The organism is Mycobacterium sp. Root265 (genome assembly GCF_001428895.1).
Lineage (GTDB): Bacteria > Actinomycetota > Actinomycetes > Mycobacteriales > Mycobacteriaceae > Mycobacterium.
In genome coordinates, this window is the sequence record NZ_LMJA01000012.1 from 149,429 (window position 1) to 168,348 (window position 18,920).

An 18,920-nucleotide genomic window follows, 5' to 3' on the forward strand; every position below is an offset into this window, starting at 1 on the left:
GCCAACTGCTCGACGAGCAGTTGGCCCGTGCCGTCGTCGACGACGAGATGTCGATCGCGGCGGCCGGGAAAAGTGCAGGCCTCACCGAGAATGCGGTCGGCCCACGCCTCGCCAGCACGCCGAGGCTGAGCCCGTACGTCAGCAGTGGCGACCGGATCACCGCCGAAGACGTCAAACGCGCCCGTAACGACAAGCACGCCAAGACTCCACTGCCACCCGCTCCCCCAGCCGAGCCGATGCGGTTCAAGCCGCGCCGGAACAGCAAGCCTCGCTAGCCAACAACCGAAAGGTATCCACCATGCCGAATCAGAATCTCACCCTTATCGCCTTCCTCCTGGACCGCTCCGGATCGATGCAATCGATCAAGTCCGACGTGGTCGGCGGTTTCGACGCATTCCTTAACGATCAGCGCGCGGGCGATGGCGAATGCCGCGTCACGCTGGCGCAGTTCGACAACGAGTACGAGGTCGTTTATCACGCCGTTCCCGTCGATGAAGTGACTGCGCTGGAACTGAATCCGCGCCACAGCACCGCGCTGCTGGATTCCATGGGCAAGCTGATCACTGACACCGCGGCGGAGATCGCCGCACTCGGCGAGGACGACAAGCCAGGTTCGGTGGTCGTCGCGATCATGACCGACGGCATGGAGTACGCCAGCCACGAATGGAGCCGGCCCGCGATCAAGTCGCTTGTCGAGCAGCAGACCAACCAATTCGGATGGGAGTTCCTCTACATGGGCGCCGATCAGGATGCCGTAGAGGTCGGTAAAGGCCTCGGAGTCAAGGCTGGCAAGCAGTGTCGTGGCACAAACAGACCTACAACGGCCGAAAGACTCCACGTGAGGCGTCGCTCAAAGAATGGGCTTAGGTGACAAGCGACAAACATCGCAAAGCCGCACGCTTACAAACGTCTGCGCGACCACGCCGAGTCTACGTGACCAAGGGGGTTGGCATGTCTGCAGACCAGATCAGACGACTGCACTCATTCTATCGTCGGCTGGGGAACGAGAATGTCGTGGTCGAATTCGATCCCAATCTTCCGCCACAGGCGGGGGTCAGCCCGTTCGGCGCTTTCGCTTACCGGAAGCGCAGTTCCACCGATGGTGGTCTCATGATCCGAGTCAATGAGTTCACCTCATTGACGGAGCCAGGTCGCCAGTTATGGAAATTGCCAGAGCAATTCTGGGGTAAGCACTGGGGCGGCGAGTACCTCGATTACAACGAGTGGGTACTCACCGTCGCCAAACTCCAGGTTGCCGGGAGCACCCAGAACGAGCGCCCAGCCGCACGACGATATTCCCCGACGCGTGCGGTCGCTGGCACTCTTTGAGCGCTGCCGCCACGCGAGCGCCAAGAATCTTCGCTATCGGGTAGTTATCGAGCCGCGCCAAGGTCGGGCAACGCTTTGGACGAAGAATGCGTTTCAGATCGTCCGCAGACACATCAGGAACTTCGACGGCAAGTCTTCGCAAGGAACAACCTCCGCGAAGGAATCAAAGTCCAGACCTTTAGTCGGCAGATCGTTGCGCGTGCTGACGGACGAGTCAGGCCCGGCTAAACATCCCAGGTAGAGCGCATCGTCGAATACGGCTGCACTCATGCAGTTCCGGTCGCCTTGGGCAAGTGCAGAGCAGACCCGCCGTTGTTGCAGAAGTCACAGCCGGCTAAGAATCTACAGATGTCCGCTAGCCACATACCGACTCCCGGCGACACTTGCTATCCAGATTCGCGCAAGATAGGGCCCCAAATTCCGCACTTGATTGTCGGCCCAAATGAGGACGTTGAGCTTGTAGAAGTTTATGAATGGTTGCGACAGCAGCAGGCAGCCGACAAACTCATGCACGCCGTCGATGCTTCGATTAGGTATGTATTGGACGGCGCACGCACTTGGCGTTTCGATCTGACCAGCCCCAAGGTCGACTCCGATGAACGCTCTTCGGTCGGCACAAAACTTCAATATCACGTGATCGAGCAGCTCAAATTGAAGAAGGAGCCCCCGCTTGACACGACAATTTCTGGCATCCCCGTTGAAATCAAGGGAACCGTTAGAAAGACTTGGATGATTCCTAGAGAAGGACAATGTGAAATCACTCTAATGGTAGAGATAGACGCGATCGGGCACCGCTTCAGGGCCTTCTTGATGAGAACTCATCGCGCGTGGCTCACTAAGGGTAATCGCGACCAGAAAAGGACGCCAAGAGCCGACGCCGTCCGCGAATATGCGCTGAAAGTCGCGCCGTGGACTGAATTACCGCCGGAACCCCTGCGGTTGCTAGGCCAGGAGCAACTCAGCGTCGTATTTGGCCCGCAAGGACAGGTTCGACGGCTAACGGCCTTGTTCGGCTATCTCCCGGAGATCGTGATCCCGCGCACAACGATTGAGACAGTCGGAGCAACCAGACAGGACGTGATGAGACGTGCGCGTCAAGCGAAACAATGGGTGCTCGCCGAACATCAGCTGGTTGTGCTCGTCGGGACGTGGCGCGAACAGAGATCTGCCGCAATGAAATTGGGATACGACATCTCAAACGAAGGGTGGGTTGCTATTCCAGAGAACAAGCTTGCAGCAATTGGGTATAACGCCGGGGACTTCCAGGATTCCTAAGGGGACGGCAGCTGCGACCTGAGCACTTATGACTCGGGAAGGATCACTTTTCATATCCCGTCCGGGCTGAACCCACGGTCGAGGTGTGGCACCCAGAGGGTGGAGCGGCGTTTTCTGCCAGCTACATCGTGTGTTCACCAGCTGGCACCCGGTTTAACCTCCAGGACAGTGGACCAGGAAGGGAAAGAACCTGAAAACCACACGCCCAGCGCCGGTATCCCGTCAACGATCACTCGGTCCGGGAACTCCAGTTTGCAAGATGCCCAACTTCCGTACGGCCCCCCGTCGCGTGGCACGTTGGCTTGAATCCAGTCCCCAGGCACAGAGCCCACGTCCGTGATCTCAAGATTCGAATCTAGTCGCACGGCGACAAGTGTCCAGCGGTCATCGCGCAGCATCACGTTGAACTCGTTACGTGACAAATAGGCGGTGAACCGGCCGCGGCGATTGGTGCTTTTTACCTCTAGATGGGCAGACATACGCCCAAAGGACGCTGCGATGTCGTACCCAAACCCGTCAGACCATGATGCAACATGTTCGACTACACAGTCTGCGTTCTTGCGAAGAAGGGCGACGAGGGCTTCCTCTCCTGCTTTGCCCACTCTCTCTCGCGCGGCGGTATCCACCTTGCCCCAGCTGGAAACCAACTGCCCGTATACCGCATTAGGGTCCAACCCCAGCGTGAGCCCGGCCGACACGACGTCGTCAGGTAACTCGTCCGGCGACTGGACAAGCTCATCGGCGTCCTGGACCCAAGGCGGGGCTGCTTTCTCAAAGATCGCGCTCAATACCTGACTCGCAGGCGGGACCGTCGATCCCATTGTCTCCAGAAGGCCGAGTTCCCGAATCCAGTTGAAGGCACTCGCATACTGCGTAGGAGTCAGGTCGCTATAACGCGAGTGATTGGTCAACAACGACTGAGCACGCGGAATGCCGCCGCTGGACGGAAGTAGCTCCAACCAACGCTTGGCGGCTAGCAGGATTGGTTCAGGCGGAAGGCGCACGTAGGTGCCCCATCAGTGCCTCAAGGTCGCCGCGGTCGAGACCACCGCCGACTGCAGGTTCCTCCTCGAGATCAGCGAGCTGCTGCACTGCTGGGTCGTCGAGAATCGTGCCCATGAACGTGAGCTTGTCTGCGAGTCGCACGGCAACCACTTCGTCGATCGTGTTCTCCGACACAAGCACTGTGATATTTGTCGTGACGTCCTTAGCCAGCCCTAGACGGTGAATGCGGTCCAGACTCTGCAAGAAGCGCCCCGCGGCAAAGTCTCGGTCTACATACACAGCATCGTGGCACTCATGGTGCAGACTGATTCCCTCTCCGAGGGTGGCGGGGTTGGATAGCAGAACCATGCAGGCCGGATCTGTACGGAACCGCCGGATTTCGCCTTCACGATCAGGGGTGCCGCCGTGTACGACTGCTGGACCGAACTGGGCTAGCACCCGCTCCAGTGTCTTGAGACTTCTGACGAATGTCGACCACACAAGGGTTTTCCGTCCGCGAGCTGCATTCTCCCGAACAATAGCGAGCACTTCCTGATACTTAGGGGACATCTCATAAGCCGGCAAATCCTGCATCAGTCGATAGAGCGAAGACCGTTCTGGGACAGGAAGAGGCGGGACTTGGTAGGACAGCGGCTCGTAGCGGGTGGTCCCGACTGCGAGAAGCGCTGGGCTGGTCGCAGCCATCAACATATACATCAAAATCTTGCCTAGGGCCTGGAAGTCACCTTCGAACCCGGTAGCCCTGGCGGAGAATTGCCCAACGAGAGCCGCGTAAATCTCAGCGTGAAGTGGTGGGAGCGGGATCCGCCGCAGCGAAGTTTCGACCGGCGGTAGGTCTAGTTCGCCCTTGGTCGTGCGGGCGAAAAGAGGTCTGAGAGATTGACTCGCCGCGGCGAGGTCACCGCCGCCAACGGCCCGGAGAACACTTCGTCGACCGGTCCCTGGCCACACGAATCCGAAGAGATTTTCTAAGTCCTTCACGCCGTTCGGCGCGGGAGTGCCGGTCAAAATTAGGCGACGTCGGCTTCGGGGGCCCAATGCGAGGCATGCTGAACCGTAAGCACCGTCGGCCCCAAGCTTCATCCGATGGGCCTCATCGAGAATTATCATCGACGGCCTCTCTGCAAGCCAGCGGCCGAGCAAGTTGACCATGTTGGGGAGTCGCTCATAGTTGACGACGAGCGCGTCGGAGGTGCCCGCCGGGGCCCCGTCGACAATCTCCATGGAAAGAGGCGGGCTCAGGCACTCTGTATTTTCGAACTGCCACGAACCGTAACTGGACTTGGGCCCAACGATGAGCAATCGCTCCAGTCCTTCGCGCCTCCGAAGTGCCTGGAATACTGCTAAACCAACGCGGGTCTTGCCAGCACCGGGTACGGAAAAGTTCGCACCGTGCCGCAACAACAGCAACTTCGCGATGTCACGGCGCTGGAACGAAGTGAGATCCGCGTTCCACTCTGGGCCCAGGATCTCAAGAACCGAATCAGCATTTGCCTCAACCGAGATGTCCGGTGTACGAAGGCGATCGGACACAGTCTGAGCGTCCTGAAGCGAATCCACCACAAGCGCTTGCAGCTGCGCGTCCCAGGTAACCTCTCCGGGTGCCGTGTGCGGCCACCGGTTCAGCGTCTCAAGGTTGGTCAGGAGGTCGTCGATCTCGATCTCAATACTGCCAGGCGACCGTTGAATGCTTGTCTGGAAGTTGGCTGCGAATCGGCGAAGATCGTCCTCCAATCCAGGGCGCGAAGCTAACCGCACGCGCGTCACCTCGGCTGCAAAGCCGAGCGTGAGGCTAGGTTCGAAGGCGACCACTACTTATCCCGGATGGCATCAAGGAGCCAGGCGACACCTTCCCCTGGGGTCGGGTATGTGCGCCCGGCCTGCCGACCGAGATTAACGAGGCTGTCGCGCAGCACAATGAGAGCGTCGTCGAACGCCTCGTCGTCGAGTGCACGTTTAGACCTCGCTTCCGCAAACTCATTCGCGCACTGCGTGACGTAATCAGCTGCATCGGTTAGACGCTCGGGGACCGCCGTCTGCCGTTTCACTAGTTCCGCATTCTGACCAGCGAGCTTGACCGCAACGTCGAAGGTTTCGCGTGCCTTCTTCATGAGGGTCGACGCCACTTCGACCTCTGCGGGTGTCGCACTGTCGCCGTTCGAACACACCGCCTTTGCCTTGAGCAGCTGGTTCGTCAGAGCCTCAGCAGCTGCGGTCTCGCTGCTTTGGCTCGGCAAGGACACGTTCGGAATACCGGGGACCGATACCGGGCCGGGAACCTGCACACCCGACTTTAAGTCGCTGGGAAGCCGGCTTTCTAGATACCGTACGTAGAAGTCGGACTCGGCGAGACGCAAGGAAGTCTTCGGGTAGTCAAGCAGGACCATAGCAAGCCGCGAATGGAGTAGACGCTTGGCGGCTTCGGGATCCGTTACCGACAGCCTGGCATAGTCGCGGTGAAGCTCGCGCAGCTTTTCCTGGTGCTGCTCGAAATCGATGAGACGCAGGGCGGTTCCATCGTTGGCTTTGCTTCTGTCGATAGCGTTCAGAATCAAGCTGTAGACCCAGCGGTCACGTTGCAGGGTCGCCGGCTTGATGTTGAAGTCTCTTGCGACGTCTGTTTCGGTGCGTCCGCGCCCCAGTTCTTCGTCGATTGCAATCAGACGGTTGATGTAAGAATAGTCGCGCCGTCGATCCTTGCGGAGCTGAAGGGACAGCTCGACGTTGTTGATGTCCTGCCGTGACGTGTCATCTGGCAGTACTCCGAGTCTGATGTTCTGGATGCCGAGGTCAATCAAAGCCGCTGCACGAGTGTTTCCATCGACAAGAATCCCGTGCGGACTCACGATTCCTGGCTCACGCTGTCCGGCGTCGTCGAGCTCATCCATGAGCGCGGTGTAGTCAGGATCGGTCTGGTCCGGGTTAGCCGGCCGCTGACGAAGGAGGTCGTGGAGATATCCCTGTGCGGTCTGCCCCCAGGGGTCTTCCTCGATAGCTTTGTTCCGCGCCGGGTCGAGTGTTCTTTGTGCGCGAATCCGATGCGTATCCGGGTTGAAATAGAGCATGTCAACAGGCATTGAGATCACGTAGAGATGGCGAGGTTCGCCGCGCCAGTCGATCGTGACCTTTGCGCCATCCTCAGACATCGCCTGCTTGAGACGTTGAGTAATGATGTTGTTGATCTCTTCGCCCCTGGGAGGAATGCCGAAGCCGGGCATTGGGTGCTCCTTAAACCTGCGAATTTGGGTTGGGACCAGCTCGCGTGCATCATTGCACCTCGGACCGACACGTCACGCGACGTGGACGGTGCGTGTCCTGGCAAACGGGAGGAGCAGCCATGGAACAGCCGAGGTGGGACGATCCTGGGTACTCGGCGGGAACCATGGTTCGCGGCGCACTCTGGCTCTTGCAAGTGGTTGGCGAGGGAAACACTTTTACAAAGAACCAGCTTCGCGACGCGTTTCCCGGTGTTTCCCAAATTGACCGCCGAATCCGCGACCTGCGTGACTATGGGTGGGTCGTGTACTCGAACACCGAGGACGCATCGCTCCTCACCGAGGACCAACGGTTCGTCAAGGCCGGCGTCGCCGTTTGGGATCCGACCGCACGCCGCAATGCCGCGCCACAGAAAGCAGTCTCTAGTAAAGAACGCCAGGCGGTTCTAGCTCGCGACGGGTACATGTGCACCCTATGCGGAATCGCCGGCGGCGAGACGTATCCCGACGACAGCGTTATGAGCGGTGTCCTTGCAGTCTCGCGACGGACGGTAATCCGCGTGGACGGAAGTGAATCGCAGGCACTGGTGACCGAGTGCAAGCGCTGCCGAGCAGGGCTAGCAGATGATCCTGTCAGCGCACAGGCCGCGGTCGACGCTGCCGCGGGGCTCAACCCCGCTGAGCACCGCCGCCTGTTGCGATGGGTAGAGCGGGGCCGCCGAGGTGCGACTGAGCTCGATCGTGCATGGGCGGCGTACATTCGAGTGCCGTCCGACATGCGTAGCGATATCGCTGAGCGGCTGCGTTCTACTGAATAAAGAGACGTGACGGCGGGTCAACGGTCGGCTCGGTCATTATCGTTGCGACGCACCGCTTCTTCGGCACCGAACGGCTCCACAGCTACTCAAATCGAACCGGCACGGTGCTACTTTGTTTTCCGTGCGGCGCGCACCGTCGTGGCTATGGCATCTGCCGTCTCGACAGGCGACGCGTGTTCCCAGACGCGCACGACCTTCCACCCCGCTTCGGCAAGCCGCGTATCGGTATCGGCGTCCCGATTGCGGTTACGCGCAATCTTTGATGACCAGTAATCGGGATTCGCTTTGGTTTCCGGGCGACCGTGATCAGGACAGCCGTGCCAAAAACAACCGTCGATGAACACTGCGACCTTCGCCGGCCCGAACACGATGTCGGCCCGGCGCCGCAGCCCGGTCAGCGGCGCTCGGTCGACGCGGTAGCGGAGACCCATCGCATGCAAGATTCGGCGCACTGCCATCTCGGGAGCCGTATCACGCGTACGTTGCAGCTGCATCCGACTACGGACTCCTGGTGTCGACGCGTACGACGATCCTGCGGACTCCGAACGCCTAGTGCGCTGGCTTCGGGTCGGTCTCCCAGTCACGGATCCATCATGCAACCCGTGAAAGATCTGGTCGAATTCCAGCATTCGCACCGGGCACGGCACTTGTCCGTCGATGCGGTTCCTTGTGCTCAGCTGATTTTCGAACGCAGCTTTTCCGTAGCGAATGCGGCGTGACGAGCGTGACCCTCCTGGCCGCGGAACGCACGCCACTCGCCCAGACGGTAGGTGACATTTTCACCACGTTGACGGATGTCGATCTCGAAGTCGCGGCGGAGGAAATTGAGACGACGCTCGATCTCAGCATCCTCTAGTCCGCCGCCAAGTGCCCTGCGCAGCCCAGCAAGCGAGAGGAAGCCGCCGTGGTCCCGCAGTACACGATAGACCTCGTCGCGATATTGAGTGCCCACTCCGTAGTCGTCGGCCGCACGGGATTCCTTGCGGAGGGCGGAGGCGATCGCTAGCCCAACAGCACGGGCGACCGGCGGAGGGAATGCATTGCCGATTTGTCGGTAGATCGCCGTCTTGCGTTTCCTGCTGTCGCCGAAATCCCACTCGTAACCGGGGCCTGACCAGCCCTGAATGCGCGCGACCATCGGATTGGTCAGCTTCGGGATGAAGCCGTAGGGTACCTCCGGGCCAGGGGCAGCGTCAGCGATCCCGAGTCCATCGACGCCCATCGAACGCCACTGCCGCTTGGCTCGTGTAGGGCCAAGGTCTGGACCGCCGTGTTTTTTCGAGCCGCCGACAATGGTGGGCGCGACGCGGTCCGCGGACTTTGCCCAGTCATTGGCCCCGGCCCATCCGTTCGCGGACATGAGGTCGTACAGTGCCGTGCCCACTGTCTGGATCGCAGGGGTTGGTTCGGGCCATGTGAAGTAGGGCGCAAACTCCTCTCGTAACGCTACAAGGATGAAGCGGGGCCGTAGCTGCGGTACACCGAAGTCCTTAGCCTCGAGCAGACGCCAGTCCGCGCGGTACCCAAACTCAGCGAACCTGTCAAGCACGGCCTGTCTGTATCCAGCGAACCGCGGCATCGACAGCCCCCGGACGTTCTCCAGCAGCACCGCGTCTGGCTGCATGCGGCCGGCCGCTTCCACCGCCCATGCAAACAGGTCGCGCTCGTCCGACGACCCGAGCTGCTTGCCGGCTAGAGAGAATGGGGGGCACGGGACACCCCCCGCAAGCAGAGAGGCGCCTTGGTGCTCCTCCGGCCGCCAAACCGACTCGTCGGCAACATCACCGATCGCGATCACCGGTTCCGGGTGTCCTGCGTCGACTGCGATACGAACCAGGTTGCGCTGCAGAGTGGCCGCCGCGTCCCTGTCGAGTTCGACGGCAAGACTGTGCCGGAAACCTGCCAGGTGCAATCCGAGACTTTGCCCGCCCGCCCCGGCGCAAATCTCTACAGCTGTCAGCTCACGGTGGCGCGTCTTCCCGTCCATAATGGGCTCATTCTGTCAGGCAATACCGACACGTTAGGGACGCGCGCCGACGCCTACGCGGGTTCCCGACTTCACAATTCCCCATTCCGCCCTTGCGTGGTCGGGTCCAAGTTGTGATCTCCAGCGACATCGTTCACTGACGAGGGCCAAACGTAGCGTTGCCGTGTCACGTGAATGCACGTAATCGAGCCAAGAGCTGCGTTGCAACCACTTCGCAGACAGGAAGCGCCCCGATTCGGGCAGCTCCGACTGCTGCTCCCCGGAGGCCGACCCGATCCGCCGACGGCAAGCATTGTGCCACCTTGCACCTGGTCTCTACTCGCCCCAACCGTCGCACCTGATCCCCGACTGCCGATATAAACTCCAGAGCCTCGCATCGACCAGGGCGTGTCTGACAGATGTCTCGGGTGTTGTGCCTGAGGCTTGAGGTATGTCGCGGACCCCGCCATGCGTCCGTGAAGTCCTGTGCCTCGTCGACAACGGTCGCGTCGAAGCGGTGCCCTGTCCGAGTTGTGCTGCCAACTCAGCCATCTGCGCAGGCAGGTCATGTTCCCAGAGTTGCACAGTGTCTTCGGTGCGCAGTGACTGATCAGGCCCCGTCGGCGCGCCCCACACCTTGCCGAGATCGTGGAACTCCCCTACTTAGGGGGACGCTGACGGCGCGGCCACGTTCCGGTGATGCGTTCCAGGTAGGACGCTAGGCCGTGGGAGTAGCAGACCAGCGCGACCCGTTGACCGTCGCGGGCCAGCCGACGGGCCCACATTACTCTTCAGCACTGCAGAACGTCGCACGTGGCACCGACGTCGACGTGGCCTTGGTGCTGTTCGACGTACGTGACCATGCAGCCGTACAGGGCCTGCGAGCGGAAGCCGACCACAGCGAGTTCGCCTCGAAGAACCCCTGCGTCGCCGATGAGCTTGGCACGCGTGCCGCCAATCGGGAGCTGTCGCTGTTTCCTCGGCTCGGGAGTCAGTGTGCCGCTCGGGCTCCCGGACTGGAAGGGACTGCTGACCAAGCTCAATGGCAGCCCCATGCCGGGCTACTCCCCGCTGGCGCCCCCGAGATCGCCCAGAACATCGCCGACAAGATCGGCGCCGATCGACTGCACGCCGAAAGTCGCCGAACTAACCGCGATCTCCGACGTGTCCCCGGCGCACCTCCTTCTGGCCGGCCTCGGTGTCCGACAGAACGTCACCACCAACTACGACCTGGCCTACGAGTCGGCACTGTCCGGCACGCGGGGCACCGATGGCTACCAAACCCTGGCACGCGAGCTCGCTGTCCAACCCAAGACCTGGCTGCTGAAAATCCACGGTGACGCCCGACGTCCCGACAGCATCGTCCTGACCACCAGCGACTACGCACGTCTTGAGTCCGAGCATCGCGCGATGCTCGCGGTGATCGAAACTCTGCTGCTGACAAGCCATCTGTTGTTCGTCGGCTACAGCTTGGAGGATGACGACTTCACCGAGGCCGCCGACCGCGTTCGTCGAATACGCGCTCTCGCTGATGAACCCTCGGAGGACCACTTCGCGACCGTGTTGGCGTTGCATCCGGACTCGGTGAAACCCCAGGTCGGGCTGACGACCATTCCGATGCTGGAATCAACCGACACTCTGGCCGCGGCTCGACGCCTGGAGATCTTCCTCGACCGCGTCTCCTGGGCCGCCGCGCGCGGACCAACGCTCTGACGCGCACCTGCTTGATCCGCACTACGACGACATCTTCGTCGACGACCCGGTGGCCACCCGACTGCGCGAACTGTTGGCTCCCCTGGTCAGTCTCGATCCTCGCGATCCCGCCCGAAAGAGCAGCGCATGGAAGCGGGTGGAATCGCTACTGAAGGATCTCGGCGCCGAACCACATCTATGACCGTTCGCCTACCCGGCGGTGTCCCAGTACTCCTGTAGCCCGTTACGAACCCGCTCCTCCACACTCCTCTGCACCTCGTCGATCATCGTCAGCGTTTGTGCCGTCAGTTCAGCTCCTATTCCGCTGCGTTCGTGCGCAAATGGAACAAAGGCACGCAGCAGGGCAGGCAGACGCAGCAACGTCTCCATCGGTTCGTACCTGCCGTCAGGCAAGTCTCCGACCGCGTAGATGATCCGGAATGCGCTCCAGCGCAGCGGGTCCCCGGTACCCATTGCGATCAGTTCCCCCAGCACCTCACCGAACTCGTCAAGGTCGAAGCGCTCCCCATCGGGGGAGGCAAAGAACGACTCCATCACTTCCGCCGCGCCCTGATCGGCGTTACTGCCCTGGTATTGCCGCCCACCTTCGGGAAGGCGAGCAGCCAGCCACTTGACCACGGCCGAGTACCCCGGACGCCTGTCCCTGACCTTGCGGGCAATGCACTTGCCGAACGCCTGCTCGATCCGGGCGCGGGCATCGGCGGTGGTCATCTCCATCGGGTGGCCCACCCATTCCCAAGACTCCAATAAGGCGAGCACGGCGTTCAGCGGCTTGTCCCAGATCCCGACATCCTTGACCGTCGAGTACTCCAGGTGATCGATCAGCACACCGCAGGTGATCTCCCGGCCGTCGGCCAACCGCACATCGAAGAGGACGTCATCCAGATCACCGAACGTATCCGTCACCCGGACCGCTCGGCCGACCGTCAGGTCCGGCAAATCGTCGATCCAGCGCGGCACCGGATCAGGACGCGTCGCGACCACCTCTCGGCACCGCTGCTGCACGTTCTCATCGCCGACCGCCATCTCGGCCACCAACCTGAGCACGGCGGTGTACTCCGGTCCTGACACAGCCGCGGCGTCATCGATGAGTGAATTGGGATCGGGGCGCTGCTGGTTGAGCTTCGCCCTGTACGAAAACTTATGCGGCAGCAACACTTCGATCATCCGCCCCACGAGGAGAAGCATGTCCAGCGGATGCTCCGCCGACAGTGCTCTGCCCACATACTCGCTCCTGCTCGATTCCATGACTGGGCGCACAGCCCTCCGTCGCGCATCTCGGCGGGCCTGCTTGGCCTGGCGCCGCTTCCGTCCGTCGTTCATGAGGCGGAAGCTACGCCCGGCTCCCGACAGCTACGGCGTCGTCACGGCCACTTGCACGTAGTTATCCACAGCAATCCGCGTCTCCCCTGACCACCGGTACGCCGTCAGCGCCCCACCCTTGACCGCACTGAAGTCCACGCACGCGGCGTAGTCGGTCCAGTCGTGCAGGTGCTGCGGTTCGCCCTGTCGCCAGTAGTGCCCGTAGAACACCGGGATCTGTTCGTCGTAGACGTAGTCCTGCGACACTTCGATATCCGGTAGCGGCGGGTAGGGATCGCCGTTCTGGGTCGTGAAGGTGCTGCCGATCTCGGCGAGGTCGGCCAACGTCGTCGCCGTCCCGTTCCACCACCGCAGCCGGGCGGCACCGCGGGAGTGCCCGTCCTTGTCGAGGTAGGGCGGCTGCTCGTGCTTGACGAGGCTGATCTCGGGCCCCTTGAGCAGCGTCTCCACCGCCTCGTACACCGGGTCGCCCTTCGTCGACGCCCTTACCAGCTGCTCATCGGTGCTGATCCGATCATCGCCGAGCACCGCCATCGACGCCTCATGCCAGCAGGCATGCACCACCCGGATCCCACCCAGGTCCAGCTACAGCGGTTGCGTGCGGAACCACGCCAGGTAGTCGGCGCGCACCTGCCCCGTCACCTGTTTCAGGAAGTCCGCATGCTGCTTCTCATTCTTCGCCGCCACCGGATTATCGGGATCGTCATGCGGCCGTAGATACTTACCCGACCCAACTGGCCACTCGGTGGCATAGGCCAGCGCGTTGAACTCGTGGTTGCCCAACACCATTCGCGCGCTTCCGGTGTCGACCATCGCCTTGACCGTCTGCAACACCCGCAGCTGAGCGGGTCCGCGGTCGACGAGGTCGCCGACGAAAACCGCCGTGGGTCAGGGTGCCGGTAGGCGCCGTCGCGGACGGCGTACCCCATCTGGGTCAGCAGGGCCTCAAGGGCGTCGGCGCATCCGTGGATATCGCCGATTACGTCGTAGCCGGGCTCGTTGAGCGTCGTCATGGGTGCTCCTTCCGGCCGCCTCCGAGGAGGCAGCGCTTGCGTGGTGTGTCTCGACAATCGCCTCGCGCCGGTGCGGCCGGCGGGCATGTCCGAAATCTGACCTCAGAATATCGCGTAGTACCGACAGGCCGTCCCATCCAGCGTGGGTGTGATGTCAGGAGCGGGTCGGACGTTGGGTACACACGCCGTCCCCAACTTTCGGTCAGCTCGACGCATGAACCGCCGCTCAAACCCCTGCAGTCACTAGCGTCACACGTGGGCCGGGCAACCCCGTCCGAGCACCGCCTACAAGCTCAGCCCGGCAGCTGTGCCAACCAGTCGGCATCGGTGTCGACCGGCCGGCCGTTGATCACCACCAGCGGAACTCCCGGCTCGGCGAACTGATGCAACAGCGCCAGGTTGTTCTCTGCGATGGCCTGCGGGTCATGACCGATAGGTAAGCCGAATCGGATGAGGTCCTGGGCGGCCTGTGTTGCGCCGACGCTGCCGGCCAGCGCGGCCAGTTGATCGTCACTGAGGTCGGTGGCGCCACCTTCTGTGGGCTGGTGTTCGGCGGAGAAGATCTGCTGCACGAAGCGCCAGGTGACGTCGCTGGACTGCGACTGACCGGCCACAACGAATGAGGCATAGATCGCCCGGACGTCGTAAGTGCCCGTCGCCGAGTACTTTTCGAGGAAGTTCACGAATCGCAAATTGACCTGCAGGCTGCCCGCCCCGACACGCTTGCCGATCTCGTCACCCTGACTACGGATGAACTCCCCGCTGAACGGACATAGCGGATCCAGGTAGAGATCGATCTGGGCGGGCGCAGTCGGGTCGCCGATGGAGATCGCATCCCCGGCCGGAGACGCCACGGCCGCGTGCGCCGACCCAGTGACTGGACCACCCATAAGCAGCGCCACGATGACACCAAGCACCGCGGCGAGGATCCGCACGCCGCGATGCACCACCACCCTGTTCATGCATCCATCATTGCGCGCCGTGGCGTAGTTGTGCGCAACATGCTCAGATTGCCGCACCGGGAGGGTCGGGCGCCGGAACTATCGTCTCCACATGGCCGAGCCGACGCATCCCGTCGCCCAACTGCTCGCCGAGCACGGTCCGTCGTCCGACGACATCCGGGCCCATCTGCAGCACATCGGCGTGCCGGAAGAATCGCCACTCGAAGACGAAATGCTCTATCCGGCAGTAGAGATCTCGCCGGCAGTGACTGGCGGTTGAGGGGTGGCACTCGCACGAGTACCGGCTGATGGCTCCACGATTCGAATCCGACGCGGATGTCTCGCTGTAGGAGAGTCGGAGGCCTTGCCGCCCGGGCTGGGCGCGTCACGGGCAGCGTTCGGGCGGCTGATCGGTCCGGCCTACACGCTGGGTGCGAAGTAGAACGGCTCCCAGTAGCCCATCTCGGCGATCGCCACGACCCCGAGTTCGCGGGTGTGCGGCGACTGGCCGGGGCACCACTCCTCAACCGTGGCGTCGAAGCGGTAGGTCGAGGTGGCCGAAGACAGCCCCGGAACCTGTTGTCCCCGTTGCTCCCCACGATCGTGCACCGCTGCCAGTTCGTACCTGCAACCCGTCGCCGGCATGGCCGCGTCGATGGAGTCACGCTGCTCGGGCGACAGCCCGCCTCTCAAGCGAAGAACCGGAACCTGTTCTGCATCTTGCGTGTTGAGACCAGCGACGAGGCGATCCGCCCACCTTTGTTGTTCGTCGGGGCCGTAGTCACCCAAAGACAAACCGTCATTGTTCGACGGCAGCGTCAACAGCCACAGAGTCACGGCCACCGCGACGATGAGTATCGCCAGAGCAATCCATGAAACGCGGCGGTGCGCGCTGTACCACTCCATCATGGATTCACTCCCCCGGATACCTCACATGCACGACCTCGACTGGGGCTCGCACATCACTGTATTCCGCTGAATCGGTGACGAAGACTAGCCTCGGCGCTCGGGTAGAAGCCCGTCAGGAATCCCCAACCCGTGGACGATCCGTTGCGTCCGGAACAGCTGCCGCGGAAGCGAAGCCGAGTTGTACGGCAGGTCGTACTTCTCGCACAGCTGCTGCACGCGGACACTGACTTCGCGGAGCCGATTGCTCGGAAGATCCGGGAACAGATGGTGCTCGATCTGGTAGCACAGGTGCCCGCCCGAGAGCGCCACCAACGGACTCACCTCGAAGTTGGCCGTCCCCAGCATCTGCCGCAGATACCACTCACCCTTGGTCTCGTCCTTGACCACCGCCGGGTCGAACGTCTCGGCACCGTCGGGGATGTGCCCGCAGATGATGTTCACGTACACCCACAGGTTCCGGAGCGTATTCGCAGCCAAGTTGGCCGTAAGGGTCCGTCGCCACCGACGCATACTCAGCGCGGGCACGAACACATAGTCCTTGGCCAACTGACGGGCGGCCTTGCCGAAGAACTTCCGCCTCTCCTCCGCCAACACCGCCGGCTCACCCCGCAACTTCTCCGAGTGCAGCCCGTGCAGGGCGATGCCCCATTCGAACATCGCCGCCAACACCAGGTTTCGCAGCGGGGTTGCCACGTACCACCAGCGCCACGGCTGGTCCTCCGTCACCCGCAGCAGCCGGTAGCCGATGTCCTCATCCATGCCCAGCACATTGCTGTAAACGTGATGCCGGTAGTTGTGCGAATACCGCCACTGCGCGGAATGCCCGACCATGTCCCACTCCCAGGTATTGGAGTGGATCTCGGGGTCGTTCATCCAGTCCCACTGGCCGTGGGAGATGTTGTGGCCGAGTTCCATGTTCTCGAGGGACTTCGCATAGGCCAGCGCAAGGGTCCCGACCAGCCAGCCCTTCTTCGACTTGCTGCCGGCGATCACCAGCCGCGACGCCACATCGAGCGCCCGCTGGACATGAATGACCCGCCGGATGTAGGCCGCGTCCTTCGCGCCGAGCGAGTCCTCGACGTCCTGGCGGATCGCGTCGAGTTCGTAGGCGATCTCTTCGACGTCCGCGCTACTGAGATGCAGGTAGCTGGGAACATCGGCGATCGCCATCAAGGTGTCCTCGGGTGGGTGCGGGATGAAGAGCGGCGCATTCCACCGCGAGCGTCAGACCGAGCCTAGAGCCTCTGGCTTAACGGCGAGTAATCGTGGCCCGCCGTCCTGGCGAAATGGCGGTGCGCACGGCTGCGCCATCGCGGCGCAAGGACCCAACAACCAGCACGAACACCCGCCCCGGACACGCTGAGAACGCGCTCAGGATCCCGCCGGGTGCCCGCCATGATCCGGGGCCGCATCCACCAGGTCATGCGCCATCCCGTACCGCTTACGCTGCTGCGCCATCACCAGTGGGTAGCCGGCCAGCGCCCGCCGGGTCCGCCACTGCGACACCCCGGGCACCGCGCCGAGCACCCGGTTCACTCTCCCGACCACCGGGCCGATCACGGCGGGCAGATGCTTCAGCACCGTGTCCGGCACCCCCAACTTCGACGCCGCCTCATCACCGAGAAACGCGCGCGTCAGCCCGTTGACCACGGCGACACCCACGTCGTGCCCACCCACCGGCAACAGATCCGCGATCTCGACGGCCAGATAGTCATGGGTCAGCGCACGCACGAAGTCCCGGTCACCGTCATCCGGGTTGCTCCCGGTGAGCGCGTACAGCTCCTCGATCCGCACATGATCGGCCTCACACGTCGGATTGAGCTCAGGGCCAACCCCATTCAGGAATCCGACGTAGCGCCAGAAGTGGAAGATGTCCTCCGACTCGGCGGCGGTGTACCGCACGCCGAGCTGGCGCATCGCGGTCAGCGCGATGTTCCCGAACTCGACGATGGTGAACGCCATGAAGCTCTGCGGGATCGGCGCACCCCAGGCCTGCGCGTCCCAGGAACCGCTGCCCCACAGCGATTTCCGCACGAACGCGTGGATCAGTCGTACCCGCAGCGTCGTGGCGAAGCCGGCGCCGGAACGGCGCAACCCGCCCGGCGTCAGGATCGTCTCCATCCACGACCCGACCTCCAGCGAACGCACCGCAGCCTGGCTGGTGTAGCGGTTGGTGATCACCAGCGGCATGCCCGCGACCTGGTTCATCGCGCCCTTGGTCAATGACGCTGCACCGAGCACGATCCCGTAGGACGCCATGTGCCGCACCAGGTGCCCGGCGGCGCGATCCAACGCCGCATGGTCCAGCCACGCCGGCTCCGCGTCGACCTCGGCGAACAGTTCCCGCAATGCCGCTGGCGCGTCCGGCACCGCGTCGATGCCTTCCGCCAGCGCGGTTCGGAACATAGCCATGCCCGCGCCCTTGGGCAGCACGCCGAACGCCGCCACGACCGCGTCGGCCAACGGGTCGGCGACGTAGACGCCGTCCACCCAGTCCTGGCCGACCTTCCCGTAGCGCTGCACGGCGATATCGGCCTGCGGAACGGCGGTTTCACTGGCAATACTCATGCCTCCATGCAAACATGAGAATTCCTCACTTACCACTCACCTTTGAACGAGACGCCAATGGCCACCAAAGCCCGGTCCCGCCCTCAACAGCAGCGGGCCCGCGAGATGCGACGCCGATTGCTCGATGCCGCGCTGCAGCTGATCACCAAACGCGGCATCCAGGCGCTCACCACGCAGGCCATCGCCGACACCGCGCATGTCAGCATCGGCACTGTGTACCGGTATTTTCCGGACCGCGCCGGCATCCTCGCCGAGCTCGTCGACGAGGCCACCCGCGACATCTCCTTCGAACTGGTCCGCGGGGTCAGCGCGGCCATGGACCGGGATGTCCCCGACGCCGCCCACATCGTGGTCGACACCCTCACCACCGCCTACGAGAAGCACGCCCCGATCCTGCACGCGGCGCTGAACTCCTCATCTTTCGACATCCCCGCCTACCTCAACCACACCGCGATGGACGAGATCGAACGAAGCCTGCTGCCGCTGGGTAGCGCCATCCCCGGCCGCGCCCGACCCGACCTCGACGCCGACCAGCTGCAGGATTTGGTGTTCGTCACGATGGGTGTGACGTCGAGTGCCTGCCTGCGCATCGCGCTGCAGCGCCCACCCGGCTCGGACCGCGACGGCATGGTCGCGCTGACCGCCAGGATGCTGGCGGCGGCGCTGACGCCGGATCCGAGTTGACCCTGATCCGTTCCGTCGAATACAAGCCACCACCCGAACCGTCACCGAACTACTGATGCAGAAACCCTTGCACAGGTTGCACTTCCGGCGTAGTATCGAACACAGGTTCGAATGCGACGTAGCTCCCATCTTCACCCGGTGAGCTTCAGACCGCGACTACG

18 protein-coding genes and 2 pseudogenes are annotated in these 18,920 nt (G+C 62.6%); 8 read left to right on the forward strand and 12 right to left on the reverse strand.

Translation table 11 applies throughout. The annotated features are described in order from the left end of the window. The first annotated feature begins 20 nt into the window (after nt 1–20). The 4 genes from ASE48_RS12940 (at nt 21) to ASE48_RS12950 (ending at nt 2,604) form a co-directional block, all read left to right on the forward strand. A complete protein-coding gene (locus tag ASE48_RS12940) occupies nt 21–275 on the forward strand; it encodes a hypothetical protein (RefSeq protein ID WP_235571121.1) in 255 nt (84 codons plus the stop codon). Nucleotides 276–298: 23 nt separating this feature from the next. After that, nucleotides 299–871, forward strand: a complete 573-nt coding sequence (locus tag ASE48_RS12945) for a vWA domain-containing protein (protein ID WP_082614153.1) — start codon at nt 299–301, stop codon at nt 869–871. An 80-nt stretch (nt 872–951) separates the two neighbouring features. Beyond that, nucleotides 952–1,329, forward strand: coding sequence for a hypothetical protein (locus ASE48_RS33115; protein WP_200962140.1), 378 nt, complete (start codon nt 952–954; stop codon nt 1,327–1,329). Nucleotides 1,330–1,755: 426 nt separating this feature from the next. Continuing rightward, a complete protein-coding gene (locus ASE48_RS12950; protein ID WP_162264219.1) occupies nt 1,756–2,604 on the forward strand; it encodes a NaeI family type II restriction endonuclease in 849 nt (282 codons plus the stop codon). Between the two features lie 134 nt (nt 2,605–2,738). Here ASE48_RS12950 and ASE48_RS12955 read toward each other — a convergent pair whose 3' ends face one another. Genes ASE48_RS12955 through ASE48_RS12965 form a run of 3 tightly spaced genes read right to left on the reverse strand, consistent with a single transcriptional unit; the run spans nt 2,739 to nt 6,827 of the window. Beyond that, nucleotides 2,739–3,608: a protein NO VEIN domain-containing protein gene (locus ASE48_RS12955; RefSeq protein ID WP_057167497.1), complete on the reverse strand. Its 870-nt coding sequence runs from the start codon at nt 3,606–3,608 to the stop codon at nt 2,739–2,741. Continuing rightward, on the reverse strand, nt 3,592–5,421 hold the full coding sequence (locus tag ASE48_RS12960) for a DEAD/DEAH box helicase (RefSeq protein ID WP_057167498.1): 1,830 nt from the start codon (nt 5,419–5,421) through the stop codon (nt 3,592–3,594). The genes ASE48_RS12955 and ASE48_RS12960 overlap by 17 nt, the downstream gene beginning before the upstream one ends. Then, a complete protein-coding gene (locus ASE48_RS12965) occupies nt 5,421–6,827 on the reverse strand; it encodes a hypothetical protein (RefSeq protein WP_057167499.1) in 1,407 nt (468 codons plus the stop codon). Before ASE48_RS12965 ends, ASE48_RS12960 begins: the two co-directional genes overlap by 1 nt. A 119-nt stretch (nt 6,828–6,946) precedes the next feature. Between ASE48_RS12965 and ASE48_RS12970 the strand changes: the two genes are divergently transcribed. After that, complete coding sequence (locus tag ASE48_RS12970) at nt 6,947–7,642, forward strand: hypothetical protein (RefSeq protein ID WP_200962142.1); 696 nt, start codon at nt 6,947–6,949, stop codon at nt 7,640–7,642. Nucleotides 7,643–7,749: 107 nt separating this feature from the next. On the opposite strand, the gene ASE48_RS12975 is transcribed toward ASE48_RS12970, so the two are convergent. From ASE48_RS12975 to ASE48_RS33410, 3 genes and pseudogenes are all read right to left on the reverse strand, one after another. Continuing rightward, nucleotides 7,750–8,136, reverse strand: a complete 387-nt coding sequence (locus ASE48_RS12975) for a very short patch repair endonuclease (protein ID WP_057167500.1) — start codon at nt 8,134–8,136, stop codon at nt 7,750–7,752. 179 nt (nt 8,137–8,315) lie between these two features. Then, the gene (locus ASE48_RS12980) at nt 8,316–9,629 is read right to left on the reverse strand and encodes a DNA cytosine methyltransferase (RefSeq protein ID WP_057167501.1); all 1,314 of its coding nucleotides are present in this window, start codon (nt 9,627–9,629) and stop codon (nt 8,316–8,318) included. A 436-nt stretch (nt 9,630–10,065) separates the two neighbouring features. Further along, nucleotides 10,066–10,387 (reverse strand): annotated as a pseudogene (locus ASE48_RS33410) (nuclease); the annotation flags it as partial. Nucleotides 10,388–10,604: 217 nt separating this feature from the next. On the opposite strand from ASE48_RS33410, the gene ASE48_RS32160 reads away from it, so the two are divergent. Beyond that, nucleotides 10,605–11,321, forward strand: a complete 717-nt coding sequence (locus ASE48_RS32160) for an SIR2 family NAD-dependent protein deacylase (RefSeq protein ID WP_162264220.1) — start codon at nt 10,605–10,607, stop codon at nt 11,319–11,321. A gap of 189 nt (nt 11,322–11,510) precedes the next feature. Here ASE48_RS32160 and ASE48_RS12995 read toward each other — a convergent pair whose 3' ends face one another. The 3 genes and pseudogenes from ASE48_RS12995 to ASE48_RS13005 all read right to left on the reverse strand — a co-directional run bounded on the left by ASE48_RS12995 (nt 11,511) and on the right by ASE48_RS13005 (nt 14,604). Further along, nucleotides 11,511–12,545 carry a hypothetical protein gene (locus tag ASE48_RS12995; protein WP_057167504.1) on the reverse strand — a complete coding sequence of 345 codons (1,035 nt, stop codon included), beginning with the start codon at nt 12,543–12,545 and terminating at the stop codon, nt 11,511–11,513. A gap of 129 nt (nt 12,546–12,674) precedes the next feature. After that, nucleotides 12,675–13,657 (reverse strand): annotated as a pseudogene (locus ASE48_RS13000) (metallophosphoesterase). A gap of 293 nt (nt 13,658–13,950) precedes the next feature. After that, on the reverse strand, nt 13,951–14,604 hold the full coding sequence (locus ASE48_RS13005; protein ID WP_057167747.1) for a DsbA family protein: 654 nt from the start codon (nt 14,602–14,604) through the stop codon (nt 13,951–13,953). 106 nt (nt 14,605–14,710) lie between these two features. Here ASE48_RS13005 and ASE48_RS32670 point away from each other — a divergent pair, with 106 nt between their 5' ends. Continuing rightward, nucleotides 14,711–14,878 (forward strand): hypothetical protein, encoded by a 168-nt coding sequence (locus tag ASE48_RS32670; RefSeq protein ID WP_156409174.1) that lies wholly within the window; start codon nt 14,711–14,713, stop codon nt 14,876–14,878. 140 nt (nt 14,879–15,018) lie between these two features. Here ASE48_RS32670 and ASE48_RS13010 read toward each other — a convergent pair whose 3' ends face one another. From ASE48_RS13010 to ASE48_RS13020, 3 genes are all read right to left on the reverse strand, one after another. Beyond that, complete coding sequence (locus tag ASE48_RS13010; RefSeq protein ID WP_057167505.1) at nt 15,019–15,507, reverse strand: hypothetical protein; 489 nt, start codon at nt 15,505–15,507, stop codon at nt 15,019–15,021. An 84-nt stretch (nt 15,508–15,591) separates the two neighbouring features. After that, nucleotides 15,592–16,677 carry a fatty acid desaturase family protein gene (locus tag ASE48_RS13015; RefSeq protein ID WP_057167506.1) on the reverse strand — a complete coding sequence of 362 codons (1,086 nt, stop codon included), beginning with the start codon at nt 16,675–16,677 and terminating at the stop codon, nt 15,592–15,594. 201 nt (nt 16,678–16,878) lie between these two features. Continuing rightward, nucleotides 16,879–18,075, reverse strand: a complete 1,197-nt coding sequence (locus ASE48_RS13020; RefSeq protein WP_057167507.1) for an oxygenase MpaB family protein — start codon at nt 18,073–18,075, stop codon at nt 16,879–16,881. A gap of 57 nt (nt 18,076–18,132) precedes the next feature. Between ASE48_RS13020 and ASE48_RS13025 the strand changes: the two genes are divergently transcribed. Continuing rightward, nucleotides 18,133–18,759: a TetR/AcrR family transcriptional regulator gene (locus ASE48_RS13025; RefSeq protein ID WP_057167508.1), complete on the forward strand. Its 627-nt coding sequence runs from the start codon at nt 18,133–18,135 to the stop codon at nt 18,757–18,759. Nucleotides 18,760–18,920 lie beyond the last annotated feature (161 nt).

Coding starts and splice junctions, on each gene's coding strand:
- ASE48_RS12945 (WP_082614153.1), top strand. CDS start 299: ATGCCGAATCAGAATCTCACCCTTATCGCCTTCCTCCTGGACCGCTCC.
- ASE48_RS33115 (WP_200962140.1), top strand. CDS start 952: ATGTCTGCAGACCAGATCAGACGACTGCACTCATTCTATCGTCGGCTG.
- ASE48_RS12965 (WP_057167499.1), bottom strand. CDS start 6,827: ATGCCCGGCTTCGGCATTCCTCCCAGGGGCGAAGAGATCAACAACATC.
- ASE48_RS12970 (WP_200962142.1), top strand. CDS start 6,947: ATGGAACAGCCGAGGTGGGACGATCCTGGGTACTCGGCGGGAACCATG.
- ASE48_RS12975 (WP_057167500.1), bottom strand. CDS start 8,136: ATGCAGCTGCAACGTACGCGTGATACGGCTCCCGAGATGGCAGTGCGC.
- ASE48_RS12980 (WP_057167501.1), bottom strand. CDS start 9,629: ATGGACGGGAAGACGCGCCACCGTGAGCTGACAGCTGTAGAGATTTGC.
- ASE48_RS32670 (WP_156409174.1), top strand. CDS start 14,711: ATGGCCGAGCCGACGCATCCCGTCGCCCAACTGCTCGCCGAGCACGGT.
- ASE48_RS13010 (WP_057167505.1), bottom strand. CDS start 15,507: ATGATGGAGTGGTACAGCGCGCACCGCCGCGTTTCATGGATTGCTCTG.
- ASE48_RS13015 (WP_057167506.1), bottom strand. CDS start 16,677: ATGGCGATCGCCGATGTTCCCAGCTACCTGCATCTCAGTAGCGCGGAC.
- ASE48_RS13020 (WP_057167507.1), bottom strand. CDS start 18,075: ATGAGTATTGCCAGTGAAACCGCCGTTCCGCAGGCCGATATCGCCGTG.
- ASE48_RS13025 (WP_057167508.1), top strand. CDS start 18,133: ATGGCCACCAAAGCCCGGTCCCGCCCTCAACAGCAGCGGGCCCGCGAG.